Annotated in this window: 12 protein-coding genes; 8 read left to right on the top strand and 4 right to left on the bottom strand. The window is 64.0% G+C overall.

Annotated elements, in window-relative coordinates; genetic code table 11:
- Positions 1–73: 73 nt before the first annotated feature.
- Together lpdA and ABLE43_RS22335 are read right to left on the bottom strand one after the other, a co-directional pair.
- Positions 74–1,339: a dihydrolipoyl dehydrogenase gene (gene lpdA / locus ABLE43_RS22340; protein ID WP_348980181.1), complete on the bottom strand. Its 1,266-nt coding sequence runs from the start codon at positions 1,337–1,339 to the stop codon at positions 74–76.
- 314 nt (positions 1,340–1,653) lie between these two features.
- A protein-coding gene (locus tag ABLE43_RS22335; RefSeq protein ID WP_348980180.1) for an IS3 family transposase occupies positions 1,654–2,825 on the bottom strand; the annotation gives its coding sequence in 2 pieces (ribosomal slippage) (positions 1,654–2,561 and positions 2,561–2,825; 1,173 coding nt in all).
- A gap of 153 nt (positions 2,826–2,978) precedes the next feature.
- Between ABLE43_RS22335 and ABLE43_RS22330 the strand changes: the two genes are divergently transcribed.
- From ABLE43_RS22330 to ABLE43_RS22320, 3 genes are all read left to right on the top strand, one after another.
- Positions 2,979–3,377 carry a MerR family transcriptional regulator gene (locus tag ABLE43_RS22330; protein ID WP_145147252.1) on the top strand — a complete coding sequence of 133 codons (399 nt, stop codon included), beginning with the start codon at positions 2,979–2,981 and terminating at the stop codon, positions 3,375–3,377.
- A 67-nt stretch (positions 3,378–3,444) separates the two neighbouring features.
- A complete protein-coding gene (locus ABLE43_RS22325) occupies positions 3,445–3,861 on the top strand; it encodes a transporter (RefSeq protein WP_310103754.1) in 417 nt (138 codons plus the stop codon).
- 60 nt (positions 3,862–3,921) lie between these two features.
- Positions 3,922–5,093 (top strand): IS3 family transposase gene (locus tag ABLE43_RS22320; protein WP_310103756.1). Its coding sequence is split into 2 segments (ribosomal slippage): positions 3,922–4,186 and positions 4,186–5,093, totalling 1,173 coding nucleotides; the frame shifts between segments, so codons are not numbered across the junction.
- A 223-nt stretch (positions 5,094–5,316) separates the two neighbouring features.
- On the opposite strand, the gene ABLE43_RS22315 is transcribed toward ABLE43_RS22320, so the two are convergent.
- On the bottom strand, positions 5,317–6,588 hold the full coding sequence (locus tag ABLE43_RS22315; RefSeq protein WP_310103757.1) for a cytochrome P450: 1,272 nt from the start codon (positions 6,586–6,588) through the stop codon (positions 5,317–5,319).
- A 369-nt stretch (positions 6,589–6,957) separates the two neighbouring features.
- Between ABLE43_RS22315 and ABLE43_RS22310 the strand changes: the two genes are divergently transcribed.
- Positions 6,958–7,449, top strand: coding sequence for a cation efflux transmembrane domain-containing protein (locus ABLE43_RS22310; RefSeq protein WP_310103767.1), 492 nt, complete (start codon positions 6,958–6,960; stop codon positions 7,447–7,449).
- A 223-nt stretch (positions 7,450–7,672) separates the two neighbouring features.
- On the top strand, positions 7,673–8,044 hold the full coding sequence (locus ABLE43_RS22305; RefSeq protein ID WP_205499165.1) for a PRC-barrel domain-containing protein: 372 nt from the start codon (positions 7,673–7,675) through the stop codon (positions 8,042–8,044).
- A 33-nt stretch (positions 8,045–8,077) separates the two neighbouring features.
- Here the strand turns inward: ABLE43_RS22305 and ABLE43_RS22300 are convergent, their stop codons facing one another.
- Complete coding sequence (locus tag ABLE43_RS22300) at positions 8,078–8,203, bottom strand: hypothetical protein (RefSeq protein ID WP_348980179.1); 126 nt, start codon at positions 8,201–8,203, stop codon at positions 8,078–8,080.
- 601 nt (positions 8,204–8,804) lie between these two features.
- Between ABLE43_RS22300 and ABLE43_RS22295 the strand changes: the two genes are divergently transcribed.
- The 3 genes from ABLE43_RS22295 to ABLE43_RS22285 are packed head-to-tail and all read left to right on the top strand — an operon-like array spanning position 8,805 to position 12,553.
- On the top strand, positions 8,805–10,487 hold the full coding sequence (locus ABLE43_RS22295) for a Mu transposase C-terminal domain-containing protein (protein ID WP_147035901.1): 1,683 nt from the start codon (positions 8,805–8,807) through the stop codon (positions 10,485–10,487).
- Positions 10,484–11,407 carry a TniB family NTP-binding protein gene (locus ABLE43_RS22290; protein ID WP_147035902.1) on the top strand — a complete coding sequence of 308 codons (924 nt, stop codon included), beginning with the start codon at positions 10,484–10,486 and terminating at the stop codon, positions 11,405–11,407. The genes ABLE43_RS22295 and ABLE43_RS22290 overlap by 4 nt, the downstream gene beginning before the upstream one ends.
- Positions 11,408–11,410: 3 nt before the next feature.
- Positions 11,411–12,553, top strand: a complete 1,143-nt coding sequence (locus tag ABLE43_RS22285; RefSeq protein ID WP_348980178.1) for a TniQ family protein — start codon at positions 11,411–11,413, stop codon at positions 12,551–12,553.
- Positions 12,554–12,722: the final 169 nt, after the last annotated feature.

Raw genomic sequence — 12,722 nt, 5'->3', positions numbered from 1 at the left:
TCTCCACGGCAAACATCCCTGGCCGCTCCAAAAGGAGCAGCCTAACCAATGGCCGGCTTTTACACCGCCGCGCTCAGCAAATCGCAGGCGCTCCATTGGCCTGGTTTGTCACCGCCCTCCACACGTCTGCCAGCAGCTTCGTGAGCCCGCGGGTGTCGCCGTTGCATCGCGCGCGGCTGTTCGCCAGGAACGGGAATGTGCCGGACTTGTAGTCGACGCCGGCTGCCTTCAGTTCCTCTTCCGTTTTGCCAACGCTCGCGACCTCGGGAGAGGTGTAGATGACGGCGGGTACGGTGTTGTAGTCGACCCCTGGATAGCGGCCGGCGATCCCCTCCACGCAGCGCACCCCATCCAGCGTCGTTTTGTGCGCAAGCATCGGTCCCGCGATAACGTCGCCGATAGCGTAAATTCCGGGGACAACAGTCTTGAAACCAAGCTCCACAGGTATGCGGCCCTTGGGGTCGAGCAAGACACCGACTTGGTCCAGCCCTAGGCCGTCTGTGTAGGGTCTACGGCCCACTGCGACCAGCACGACGTCGGCCGCGAGGGTCTCGGTTGCACCGCCGTTTGACGGCTCGATGGCGATAAGCAGGTCGTCGGGGCGCTTCTCGACGCTCGTCACTTTGGTCTGGAACCGGAAGTCTAGCCCTTGCTGCTTCAGCGTTTTAAGCAGGTGTCGCGAGATCTCGCGATCCATGCTGGGCACGATGCTCTCGAGGAACTCAATCACAGTCACCCTGGCGCCCAACCGACGCCAGACGCAGCCCAGTTCAAGGCCGATATAGCCGCCGCCGATGACGACCAGATGATCCGGCACCTTCTTCAACGAGAGCGCGCCCGTATTCGAGACGACGCGCTCCTCATCAATGTCGATACCTGGCAGCCGCGCGACATCCGAGCCGGTTGCTACGATGATCCCCTTGGTTGCCGTCAGAGATCGAGCGCCACCCTCGGCCAGATCGACGGCGAGGCGATCGTGTGCCGTGAAACGGGCGCTTCCCTTCACCCATTCCACCTTGTTCTTTTTCAAGAGGTGTTCGACGCCCTTGGTAAGCCCAGCGACGACCTCATTTTTGCGGCTGATCATTTGCGCCAAGTCGAGGGCAACGCCGCTGACGCCGATACCATGCTTCTCAAGCCCCTCGCTGAGGTCGGCAAACAGCTCCGTCGAATGGAGAAGAGCCTTGGAGGGAATGCAGCCGACATTGAGACAGGTGCCGCCAAGCGTGGCGCCACGTTCGACACACGCGACGCTCATCCCGAGCTGTGAAGCGCGGATGGCGGCGGGATAGCCTGCCGTGCCCCCGCCGATTACGATGATGTCGAAGCTGTCGTTCATTCGTTCGTCCTCGATAAACCGGTCACCTGAGCTGAACGCCGCTGGCAAGGAACCGCTTCGCCAGCAGCGCGAACATCCGAGTTCAGCCCATCTCTAGATATCCACGTGAAGTCCGCTGAACCCGCACCATCAAGGCGGGGAGAAAGGGATAGAAGGGTCTCACCTCTTGGACGAAGCGCTCTCCGTCTCCAGTATCGCCGGCCGGTGTGCGCTGGGCGCTGATCAGATCACTTGGCACGGGCACCTCTCGTCAGAATTTGCAGCCGCAGGCAATCGCCTGTGAGCGGCCCCCACCGGGTGGTCCGGCTTGTTAGTTAGTGCATTGTCGTCTCCGCCGCCATTGCCGTGCGTAGGTGGAGCGAAGCGGAACCGGAGGCCGGTAATGGCGGTGTCACCGCTTCCGGGGCCGGCGGGCGGTAGCCCAGGCTACTGTGCGGCCGGACGGTGTTGTAGTGACGGCGCCATGCCTCGATCAGCACCCTGGCCTCCGCGAGGCTGTAGAAGATCTCGCCATTGAGCAGCTCGTCGCGAAGCGACCCGTTGAAGCTCTCGTTATAGCCGTTCTCCCATGGCGAGCCCGGGGCGATGTAGAGCGTCTTCACGCCGATCTGTCCGAGCCAGGTCTGGACGGCGGTGGCGATGAACTCGCTGCCATTGTCCGATCTGATGTGCGCTGGCGGACCGCGTTCGATGAACAGGTCGGCCAACGCGGCCAGCACGTCTTCGTGGCGCAGTTGACGTGACACGACCAGTGCCAGGCACTCGCGACTGGCCTCGTCGATGATGGTCAGGATGCGGAACTTGCGCCCATCGTGGGTACGCTCCTCGACGAAATCATAGGCCCAGACATGCCCCGGATACTCTGGTCGAAGCCGGATGCAGGAGCCGTCATTGAGCCAGAGCCGGCCGCGTTTCGGTTGGCGCTGCGGCACTTTCAGCCCCTCGCGCCGCCAGATCCGCTCGACGCGCTTGTGGTTCACAGACCAACCCGCCGCATGCAGCAGTGCGGTTACCCGACGGTAACCGTAGCGCCCATACTGCTTTGCCAGCGCGACGACGTCGTCGGTGAGCGCCTGCTCATCATTAGCCCCGCACGGCACTTTGCGCTGCGTTGACCGGTGCTGGCCAAGCACGCGGCACACGCGCCGCTCGGACACGTCCAGCACCTCCCGGACCTGGTCGATGCAGCGCCGGCGCCGTGCGGGGCTCAGAAGTTTCCCTTTGCCGCCTCCTGCAGGATGAGCTTGTCCAGCGTCAGATCCGAAATCGCACGCCGCAGCCGGGCGTTCTCCTTCTCCAGATCCTTCATCCGACGGGCCTGGTCCGTCTTCAGGCCACCATATTCCTTGCGCCAGCGATAGTAGGTCTGCTCGCTGACCGCGATCCGTCGGCACGCCTCGGCGGTCGTGCCGCCTTGGCCCAGCACGATCTCCACCTCACGCAGCTTGCCGATGATCTCCTCGGGCTTGTGTTTCTTCAAAGGCATTCGTTGTCCCTTCCCTGGTCCAGACTGTCATAGTCGATGGACCACTCAGAAGGGGGCAGCTCACCTGTGCCGCATCATCAATCTTCCCTACATTCTACAGTAGCTGTAGAATCAAGCTCATTGTAATTCCGGCAGCAGAAAGCGGGCATTCGAATGCAAATCGGCGAACTGGCGAAAGCCACCGCGACCAAGGTCACGACGATCCGCTTCTATGAGGGCATCGGCTTACTCGGCCGCCCCGCTCGCACGACCTCAGGCCGGCGCACTTACGGGGCGTCGGACACCGATCGTCTCAACTTCATACGAAACGGTAGGCGTCTCGGCTTTTCCATCGACGAGATCCGCTCCTTGCTCGCACTCGCCGATCAGCCGGACCGCGACTGCGGGGAAGCCACTGAGATCGCATCACGTCATCTCGCCGATGTTGAGGAGCGCCTTCGCCAGCTAGGCGCGCTGCGCGATGAACTGGCTGCAATGAGCGCTGCCGGCTGTTCGGCCAAAACGATGGCCGAGTGTCGCGTTATCCAAGCTATCGCTGGACCAACCGCATAACCCTGAACCGAGAACGGAAAATTACGTGATGCCACTACGGAGCCTCTGCGCCTCAACAGCTCTCCTGATGGTGGCTACGATCGCGATGGCAACGCCCGCCATCGCAGACCCGTCCGATGATTACATCAACGCCGATCGGCCTGGCATTGCGGACGGCAGCACAACCGTGGGAAAGGGTCGCTTCCAATTGGAGACCGCGATCCAGGCCGAGTTTCGTCACGACGGCGATGAACACGAGCGGACAATCTTCTTTCCGACCCTGCTCCGCTACGGCGTTGTCGACAAGGTCGAGTTACGGGTCGAGGGAAACACCTATTCATGGATGAGGCAGAAGGACGCTACCAATACATCATACTCAAATGGCTTCTCCCCCACATCGATCGGACTAAAATACAACTTCATTGATGTTCCGGAAGGTTCAAAGCAGGTCTCACTCGGCGCAATTGCTCGTATTTTCCCACCGTCTGGCTCTGGAGATTTCTGAGCTGCCCCCTTCTGAGTGGTCCATCGACTATGACAGTCTGGACCAAGGAAGGGACAACGAATGCCTGCGAAGAAGCACAAGCCGGAGGAGATCATCGGCAAGCTGCGTGAGGTGGAGATCGTGCTGGGCCAGGGCGGCACGACCGCGGAGGCATGCCGGCGGATCGCGGTCAGCGAGCAGACCTATTATCGCTGGCGCAAGGAATATGGTGGCCTGAAGACGGACCAGGCGCGTCGGATGAAGGATCTGGAGAAGGAGAACGCCCGGCTGCGGCGTGCGATTTCGGATCTGACGCTGGACAAGCTCATCCTGCAGGAGGCGGCAAAGGGAAACTTCTGAGCCCCGCACGGCGCCGGCGCTGCATCGACCAGGTCCGGGAGGTGCTGGACGTGTCCGAGCGGCGCGTGTGCCGCGTGCTTGGCCAGCACCGGTCAACGCAGCGCAAAGTGCCGTGCGGGGCAGATGATGAGCAGGCGCTCACCGACGACGTCGTCGCGCTGGCAAAGCAGTATGGGCGCTACGGTTACCGTCGGGTGACCGCGCTGCTGCATGCGGCGGGCTGGTCGGTGAACCACAAGCGGGTCGAGCGGATCTGGCGGCGCGAGGGGCTGAAGGTGCCGCAGCGCCAACCGAAACGTGGCCGGCTCTGGCTCAATGACGGCTCCTGCATCCGGCTTCGACCAGAGTATCCGGGGCACGTCTGGGCCTATGATTTCGTCGAGGAGCGTACCCACGATGGGCGCAAGTTCCGCATCCTGACCATCATCGACGAGGCCAGCCGCGAGTGCCTGGCACTGGTCGTGTCACGCCAGCTCCGCCACGAAGACGTGCTGGCCGCGTTGGCCGACCTGTTCATTGAACGCGGTCCACCAGCGCACATCAGGTCGGACAATGGCAGCGAGTTCATAGCCACCGCCGTCCAGACTTGGCTCGGCCAGATCGGCGTGAAGACGCTCTACATCGCCCCGGGCTCGCCATGGGAGAACGGCTACAACGAGAGCTTCAACGGGTCGCTTCGCGACGAGCTGCTCAATGGCGAGATCTTCTACAGCCTGGCCGAGGCCAGGGTGCTGATCGAGGCATGGCGCCGTCACTACAACACCGTCCGGCCGCACAGCAGCCTTGGCTACCGCCCGCCAGCCCCGGAAGCGGCGACACCGCCATTGCCGGCCTCCGGTTCCGCTTCGCTCCACCTACGCCCGGCAATGGCGGCGGCGACGACAATGCACTAACTAACAAGCCGGACCACTCGGTGGGGGCCGCTCAGGAAACGGACTCTCCCTCACAGGAGACCGCATGTGCTCCTCATATAGACGATGGCTGATAACCGTTCAACTAACGGCAGGTGCGACACGGACGGTGCAACGCACCTCCTCCGGCCCGACATCAATGCGGTTACTGTCCTGCTGCGCCCGCACGCTGCCCAGCTCGTTGACTTCTATTCGATCGCGTCCGTCATACCGCGAGCATTGAACCAATTATCGCCGGTCGAACATCACGAACTACCATGCGCCTATGCGGGAGCGCCGGTAAACGAGACCAATCGATGTCGAGACACTGCGCGGGTACGTCGTAGGTGATTTCCGACGATAGGAAACGGACTGCAACCTTCATCAGCTCGACCGTGACCGGCTCGCCCGGGCAGCGATGGTGAATGCGCGCGTCACCGCCGCCCTGGGGAATGAAGCCGAATGCGCCGCCATCCTCCTCTCGGAAGCGTTCCGGACGGAACTCGTGCGGCTCCGACCAGGTACGCGCATCGCGGTTTGTGCCGAACAGGTCGAGCATCACGCGCCGCCCCTTCGGGAAGTGCATGCCTCGCCAAGTGAACCCGGCGCGCACCCTTGCCGCCACAGCCGGGAAGAAGGGGTAGAAGCGCCGCACCTCTTGAACGAACGCATCCAAGCCGCTGTCGTCGCCGGCGCGGAACCGTGCCCTCCACTCGGGGTGCAGGTGAAGCGCGTGCGCGGCGAACGTGATGAAGACCGCCACCGCAACTGTTGGCCGCAGCACGTTCAGGAGTTCGACCGCCGCGATGCGGAGCGGCAAGGGCTGCCCTTCAAGATCGCGGTGCGCGGCGATCGCGCCGAGGGCGGACCCTGGCGGCGTCTCGATGCGGCCCTCGCGGGTGTCGCGGATAACTCTAGAAAGCCAGCGCTCGGCGCGCCCGCGGGCGAGACGCGAGCGTAGATGCCGAGGGCCAATGCTCGCCGCAGCATCGAACATGGCTACGAGCTGCCGGGTTCGACGGCGCACTTCGGTTTCGGCGAGCGGCACGCCCGCCCAGGCGCACACGGCGCGCGCAAGAGGCTCGTGTAGCGCATCGTATAGCACGATCTCGCTCTTGGAGCGCCATCGGGTCGCGGCGACGGCAAGCTCCTCGCCGAATCGAGCGCCGAGCGCCGCCACCCGGTCCTGGGTCATCAGCGATACGAACAACGCCTTGCGGTGGCGGTGTTCCTCGTCATCGAGTCCCTGAACCCCACTCTTGCCGAGCAGCGTCGCCCGAACCGGCTCGGGCATCGCGCCCTGACGCGCGAACCGCGCCTCGTCGTAGAAGAACTCGGCGGCCTCGGGGCCGCTCATGCAAATGGTCGGCCGGAGCAGAAGCCGGGTTTGGAAGGCGTCGGACCCGAACCGGCGACACCGTGTCGCGATGTAGCGGTACGGATCGCGCAGCAATCGAGCCGTCGCGTCGAGGGTCGGTTCCTGAGACATCTTTGTCATGCTCGTCTTCCCGCAGTCCGGGCGTCACGATGTGCGGTCCATCGGTCGTCGGAAATTAAATCACTGCTCCTGCAACCGCGCCGCCACATCCGCCAAGTCGAAAGCCGGCTACAGGATCGGCTGAAAGCTTGATCGCACCTGAGTAAAGAGGACAGACCAAACGATGGCGCCCGACGTTGGTCGGCGAGCTTGCCTCATAAGCCGCACTCTGATGCCGGCTATGACACTTCGCAATCCGCAGGGAAACTCGAATCCCCGCCGTCAATTCAACGTTTTCGTCGGCGCCCTCGCACTGCTGACGCTCATGGAGATTATAGGATGGCTGCCGCTACCGATCGTCAAGCACCGGACGAACGACGCACGCTCTAGATCGTGCTGCTGCTGAACGTCGCCATCGCGGCGGGCTTCTTCGCCGCCGGGTTCTTTGCGGACTCCAGCGCCCTGATCGCGAACGGCGTGGACAACCTGTCGGACACGGCCGTGTACGCGCTCAGTCTCATAGCGCTCAGCCACGGGCAGACCTGGAAGAGGCGCGCCGCGACCGCGTCGGGCGTCATGCTGCTGGTTTTCGCCGGCGGCAACCTGATCAACGTCGGCCGCCGCTATAATCAAGGCAGCGAACCGATCGGGCCGACGATGATGGTCATGTCGGCGGTTGCCGGCGTCGTGAACTACATCTGCCTGCGGCTGCTTCAGCGGCTAAAGCAGAAGGACGTGAACCTCCGCGCCGCCACCACCTTCAGCTTCAACGACATTATCTCGAAAGGGGGCATCCTGATCGCCGGCGTGCTGGTGTTTTGGCTTGGAAGCAACTGGCCCGACCTGCTGGTCGGGCTCGCGACCGCCCTCATCGCGATCTAGGGCGGCATGAAAATCCTGCGCGACGCACGCGCTGAAACCAAGATTGACGAGGGCAGGACATCATGACCGGCTCTGTTGCGTAGATCGGCGCAGGCGCTCGTCGGATAGTTAGATAGCGGCACACCCAAGAGCGATGCACCGGGTTCGCAATCCGTCCGGCTGCAACCGTTCGGTCGGATACCCTGCCGGGCTCCTTCGTTCTGGCCAAGGAAGGAGAATTTGCATGGCTGACAACAATGTTGAAACCGACGAAACCGATCGTCTGATCGCCTCCAACAAGGTCGAGGGCACCGCCGTCTATGACCGCGAGGGCAACAAGCTCGGCTCGGTTTACAACTTCATGGTCGATAAGCGGTCGGGCAAGGCCGAATATGCCGTCATGTCGTTCGGCGGCTTCCTGGGCATGGGCGACGACTATCACCCACTCCCCTGGGATCAGCTCACCTACGACACCGACAAGGGCGGCTATGTCGTCAATCTTACCAAGGAACAGCTTGAAGGCGGCCCGCGCTACAGCGCCGGCAACGAGCCGGCATTCGATCGGGCCTACGGCCAACAGGTCTATGGCTATTACGGGTCGAGCTACAATTACTGAACTGACGGGGCGGCGGGTTGGCCCGCCGCCCCGTCATTCTCCTGACTGCGCGAGAGGCGCGATCGTGCCCGCGATCCGCGCCGGATTAGACGCCAGCGCCGCTTCGGTTGGCTTGCCTGGTCGACGCGACTTCGCCGCGCTGCTGTCGTTGATAATCATTCAGTCCGTCGCCCTCCGCTCCTCCGGACTGACCCTGGCCGTGCATCGCGCTGGCTCGCCCACCTTGTTCGCCGCTCGCTGGCAGCGCTGAAGCGCTTCCTCGTTGCCCCGGCCGATCACCGCGCCCGCCACCATCGCGTTTCAGGTGTCAGGCCCGTCCACCGTCGACGATCGGCGCGCGCCCTCTAATGCGGACCCGCCAAGCGTCCGCGCCGCCATGCTTTCCGGCCATCGCCAGCTATTCGGCGTCGCCGCAAGATCGGCCCCGCTAGCAACGTCCATAGCACGACCTCGACGAAGATGACCCCAATTGCCACCAACCTCAACCAACGGTTCTGCTGGTCGCCGGTCCGCGCGGAGCCGACATCAACGTGAAGCTGTCGCATCACGTCGTCCAGACCCTTACGTATCGGCGCTACCTGAATGTTCTCCAGTTTAGGCCTTAGCCGGTTCGAAGAGCACTCCACGCCGATGTCGGTTGTCCTGAAACGGTGGACGCACACGGCGAGCGTCGCCCGGCGTCAGTCCACTCCTGAAATGGTGGACATTCTCCCCAAAAGAGCGGACGCTTGCCAGGCTGGATCAGCCGAGGCGTCGTACCATGCGAACCGCGGACCTGAAGACGGCGAGCGACGCTAATTGGGCAGAAGCGCACCGCCGCGAGAAGATCATCCGCCCACTTGCTGCGCTGACCCGCATCCCGGGCAACGCAGCCGCCGAAGCGCTGGATAAGCTTGGGCTGGGTCGCGCCCGTTTTCATGAGCTTCTCCAGCTTTATCGGGCGTCGCCCGTTGCCGCTTCGCTGTTGCCGCGCCCGCGAGGGCGGGAGAGGGGAGAGCGGCGGCTCTCATCTGCTGCCGAGCAGTTGATCGCCCGAGGCATCGCGGAGTGTTATCTCACCCTCGAGAAGCCGAACGTGCAGGCGCTCCGCCGCTGGCTCCGACATGAGGCGCAGAAGATCGGGCTGAAGGTGCCCAGCACCAAGGCAATCCAAGCACGATTGGACAGACTGCCTCCCCAGACCGTCACGGCCCGTAGGCAAGGGTCCAAAGCCGCCGCTGACAAGTGGGAGCCGACGCGAGGCGTGTTGGATGCCAGCTACGCGCTGGAGCTCGTGCAATCGGATCACACGCTGGTCGACGTGATCGTCGTCGACGATCTGTATCGAAAGCCCATCGGTCGGCCGTGGCTCACGCTGATGATCGATATCGCGAGCCGCACGGTACCGGGGTTCCACCTCGATATGCTTGCACCCTCGGCCGTGTCGGTTGGCATGTGCATGCGCCAAGCCGTTCTCCCCAAGACCGCCTGGTTGGCCGAGCGCGGCATGGAGGCACCTTGGGACAATCAGGGTCTCATGGATCGGCTACACCTCGACAATGCGCGCGAGCACCGCTCCGACGCTCTGAAACGGGGCTGCCGTGCCCACTCGATCTCGCTCGAGTATCGTCCGGTTCGGCGTCCGCACTTCGGTGGCCATATCGAGCGGCTGATCGGGACAGTGATGGGCGCTGTCCATCTTCTGCCCGGCACGACGTTCTCCAACGTGGCGGAGCGAGGCGAATACGACTCCGAAGCCCAAGCGTGCATGACGCTGGGCGAGTTGGAGAGCTGGCTCGCCGCACAGATCATTGGGCCGTACCATGCAGAGCGACACCGCGGCATCGGCATCCCGCCGGCGCTCGCCTGGGCCGAAGCGATGGAACGGCGGCCGGAGCTGGCGCGGCTGCCGGTCGATCGCGCCAGCTTCCTCTTCGACTTCCTGCCTTGCGAACTACGCGCGGTGACCCCGCACGGCATCGAACTGTTCCATACGCACTACTGGGATGACGCGCTGTCCTGCTGGTACACGCGACCCGGGCAGGCCATGCCGATCCGGTGGGACCCGCGTGACCTTTCTCGCATCTGGCTCGAGCTCCCGCATGGCGAGCACCTCGAGGTGCCCTATCGTGACCTCCGGCGGCCGGCGATCACCCGCTGGGAACAGAAGGAGGCGGTTCGCACCCTGCGCGAGCGTGGTCAGCAAGCGGTCGACGAGACGCTGATCTTCCAGGCGGTCGAGACACAGCGGCTGATCGTAGCGGAAGCCGCTCACAAGACGAAGGCCGCACGGCTCGCGCTCCAGAGGACAAGGGCAGCCTTGGCTGATGCACGGCGCGCCAGAAGCAGCGGCAAGCCCACCATTGAGGAGGACAGAGCCACAGCTCTGCCGGGTGCCTCGGGAACGGATAAGGGCGGTGATCGGCAGGCGCTACCGTACCTCGTCGAGGAGATGCCCAGATGAGCGATCTGTCGCATCTTGCCGAGGACTACCGCGAGCGTGCGATGTGGGCCGACAAGGAGCGAATTGCCTGGATCCGCATGGATCGTTGGCTCGGCTTCCCGAAGGCGGAAACCGTGCGCAAGACCTTGGATGCGATGCTACGCTACCCGCCGCGCACGCGCATGCCGTGCCTCCTGATCTACGGCCAGACCGGGATGGGGAAGTCCCGCATCGTCGAGCGCTTCGAGGCGGAGAACCCGCGCGGGTTCAACGACACAACGGGAACGGCGACGATCCCGGTCGTGGCCGTTCAGCTGCCGCCACAGCCGACCGATGGCGAGTTCTACGGGGAGGTTCTCGAGAAGCTTGGCGCCGGCTTTGCGGGGCGCGGCGACGTCCAGCGAGCCCGGCAGCTCACCCGCCGGATCATGGGGCAGGTGGGTGCTCGTATGCTGATCCTGGACGAGATCAACCACATGCTGGCCTGCACGCCACGGCAGCAGCGCGTCTTCCTCAACACGCTTCGCTATCTGGCCAACGACCTGCAGATTCCGCTCGTCTGCACCGGCAACCACGAGGCGCGCGCGGCGCTGCTCACGGATGCGGCACTGGCCGAGCGGTTCGACGCGGTCGAGCTGGTCCGGTGGCAGAACGACGAGCCATTTCGGCTGCTGATGGTCACGCTCGCCGCGATCCTGCCTCTGCGCAAGCCATCTCAGCTGGAGGAGGAGCGATGCCGCACCGCTATCCTCGACCTCAGCGACGGGAACACCGGCCGCATCTTCCGGCTCGTCGAAACGCTCGCTGTGCGGGCAATCGAGAACGGCACCGAGCGTATCGAAGTGAGTGACCTCGACGCCGACGACCTTGTGCTTCCCTCCGTCAGCATGAAGGCGTTAGCCCAGCGCCGTGGACGCGGGCGGGCGACGGCGGCTGCTTGAGCCGTGGCGGGAGCGCTGCCGTTCGCGCCGCGTCCTCGTTCCGACGAGTTGCCGTCATCCTGGCTCGGACGGACCGCGGCCTTCTACGATGTATCGGTCGCCGAGCTTCGGGAGGCACTATGGACGGCCGGTCCGAAGGCGCAGCCGGATGTCCGCTGGGATCCGCACGAGGCGAGAAGCGTCGCAGCCGGTCTTCGGGTCGCGTTGGATGTCGTGCTCAATCTCGGGGTCAAGCGCCGCTGGCCAGGGCTGGCGGTGGACTGGTTGCCAAGCATCGACGGTTTCGGCCGAGCGCGAGGCGAACTCGATCTCGCCTGGTGCCGCTACTGCCTTGCCGAAGCGCACGAGGCGGGCGGAGCTTACCTGGACGCAGAGGCGGCGCTGCCGATCGTCTTCTGTCACCAGCATCGCGCTTGGCGACAGGATTACTGTCGGCGTTGTCGGCCGAGACACGCGCCGCGGTTCATCTGGTCGAATGGCATCGAGTTCGTGTGCGGCGATTGCGGCACCCCGCTAAGGGCAAGCCGCTGGACGCAGCCGACACCAGCGGGGTATTTCGAGCCGGAAGAGACGGCTGCGGCGCTTTCGATCCTGTTTGCGTTTGACGGGGAGGTCCGCAAGGCGCTGCTCGGGCATCCCGCATGCTTGCCGGGGATGGAGCCGGTGCCCGCCCGCCAGTTCCTCACCGTGCTGCGCGATCTCACCCGGGCGCTGCTGGCGCCGAGCCTCTTCAGGACCAGTTACATTAACCTGGTCGACTGCCCCGTGCTGCCGATCATGCCGGAGCACAAACCACAGACCTGGGACGAACAGCCCTACCATGAGCTTTCGCCTTACGGCCGAGCTCACATTCTCAGCGCGGTGGTAGCGCTCCTCGCCGACGAGCCCGTCAGCCGCCTGATGTCGGGCGCTCATCTGCCGTTTCGCGAGCGCCACATTCTGGAGAAGCTGCTCAGCTACGTGCCTCGCTGGGTGCAGGCCACCCTGATCCGAAACAGCACGGCTTGGCCGGCACGCCTACGCGTCCGCATTGAGGCCCATCAGCGACGAACTGGTATGGACGCCGAAAGCGTTCTGGCGCAGTTTCACGCGTGGCGGGCCGAGCGGGATCAGCGGCACCGCGAGCGACTGTTGCTGAGCGGGTGACAATGCCCGTCGGACGGCACGTAAGCATCTCTGAAGGAACAGAAATCCGTGTTCCCGCTGATTAGAAAAGACACATTCTGCCCCAAATAGAAATGACACACGGCTGGTAGCAGCGGGGGCAGCGTGGAGCCATCCACAAGCGCAGCGCTGACCCCGCTGATGCGGTGAG

The sequence above is a fragment of the Sphingomonas silueang genome (assembly GCF_040049155.1).
Classification (GTDB): Bacteria; Pseudomonadota; Alphaproteobacteria; order Sphingomonadales; family Sphingomonadaceae; genus Sphingomonas; species Sphingomonas silueang.
Note: the sequence above shows the minus strand (reverse complement) of the source record. Positions and strands in the feature narration are given on the sequence as shown.